3 protein-coding genes are annotated in these 1753 nt (G+C 47.0%); all 3 read left to right on the top strand.

Features of this window, described 5'->3' with window-relative positions:
- On the top strand, positions 1-840 hold an 840-nt coding region (locus BTA30_RS22090), incomplete at its 5' end, for an ATP-binding protein (protein ID WP_491523026.1).
- 17 nt (positions 841-857) lie between these two features.
- Positions 858-1070 (top strand): acetyl-CoA carboxylase biotin carboxyl carrier protein subunit, encoded by a 213-nt coding sequence (locus BTA30_RS22095; protein ID WP_076764198.1) that lies wholly within the window; start codon positions 858-860, stop codon positions 1068-1070.
- A gap of 17 nt (positions 1071-1087) precedes the next feature.
- The coding region (locus tag BTA30_RS22100; protein WP_076764201.1) for a hydroxymethylglutaryl-CoA lyase at positions 1088-1753 on the top strand (666 nt) is incomplete at its 3' end.

The following is a 1753-nucleotide window of genomic DNA, read 5'->3' on the forward strand; positions in this document are numbered from 1 at the left end:
ATGCAGCTTATCCGAAATGAGCAGGAATTGAAAAAAGCATATGAAGGAAATCAAAAACGGGCCGCCGATTTTTTTGGGGACGGCGCCATGTACATTGAAAAATGTATTGAACATGCCCGCCATATCGAGATTCAAATTTTAACAGATGAATACGGAAATGCTGTCTACCTTTGGGAGCGCGACTGTTCGATTCAAAGACGGCAGCAAAAAATCATTGAAGAAGCTCCTGCTCCACTGCTGGATGAAATGCTGCGGAAAAAGCTCGGCGATGCCGCAGTGAAAGCCGCACTGTCCATCGGCTATGCCAATGCAGGGACGGTCGAGTTTTTAGTCGATCAAGAGAACCGTTTTTATTTTCTGGAGATGAACACCCGCCTGCAAGTCGAACACCCTGTCACAGAAGAAATCACAGGGCTTGACCTTGTACAAGAACAGCTAAACATCGCCTCAGGCAAGCCCCTTGCTTTTTCACAGAAAGATGTCAGGCGGGACGGCCATGCGATCGAAGTCCGAATCTATGCCGAAGATCCGAAAACTTTTTTTCCGTCGCCTGGCCGGATCACCGATCTCAAATTGCCGGAGCATCCGAACGTCCGGCATGAATGCGCCGTATCAGCCAATATGAACGTCACCCCGTTTTACGATCCGATGATTGCCAAAATGATTGTCAAAGGGAAAAACAGAAGCGAAGCCATCCAAATCTTAACGGATGCGCTCTCACAATATAAGGTGGAAGGAATCAAAACCAACATTCCGCTACTTCAAGACATCGCTCGCTCTGACGCATTTCACCAAGGCGGAGTCCAAACCGATTTTATCAGCCGGCATCTATTGACATAAAAATAAGGAGGCGTGTCATGAATACTGTTGCCACCAACATGGCGGGAAACGTATGGAAAATCCTCGTAAAATCAGGGGACAGAATCGAAAAAGGCCAGGAGGTCGCCATTTTAGAATCGATGAAAATGGAAATTCCGATTGTTGCAGAAACGGATGGAATCGTAAAAGAGGTGAAAAAAAACGAGGGTGATTTTGCCGATGAAGGAGAAGTATTATTAGAGCTTCAATAGTGTCTGGGGGAGAACAAATGAAAGTGCCCAAAAAAATCAGCATCAAAGAAGTCGGACCGCGCGATGGTCTGCAAAATGAGAAGGCCAGGCTCAGCACGAGCGATAAAATCACTTGGATCAACATGCTCTCCATGACAGGGCTTTCCTATATTGAAATTACATCATTCGTTCACCCTAAATGGATTCCGGCGCTTTCTGATGCCCTTGCTGTTGCCAAAAGCATCGAGCGGAAGCCCGGTGTCACCTATGCAGCGCTCGTACCGAATCAAAAAGGGCTTGAACGGGCGCTTGAAGGACGAATTGATGAAGCATCCGTGTTCATGTCCGCAAGTGAAACACACAACCGAAAAAATATCAACAAATCAATCAGTGAAACGCTTCCCATTCTAAAAGCAGTCACATCTGAAGCCGCTAAAGCCAACCTCACCACAAGAGCCTATCTGTCTACTGTTTTTGGCTGTCCTTATGAAAACGATGTTCCTTTGGAGCAAATCATCCGCATCTCTGAGACACTGTTCGACATGGAGATCGATGAGCTTTCTCTCGGAGATACGATCGGAGCCGCAAACCCCGTTCAGGTTCAGATTGTACTTGAAGCGCTTCTGAAACGCTTTCCGAAAGAAAAAATCGCCCTTCATTTTCACGATACGAGAGGGATGGCGCTCGCCAACATGATCGCGGCC

This window comes from Bacillus swezeyi (assembly GCF_001969815.1).
In the GTDB taxonomy this organism is placed as follows: Bacteria; Bacillota; Bacilli; order Bacillales; family Bacillaceae; genus Bacillus; species Bacillus swezeyi.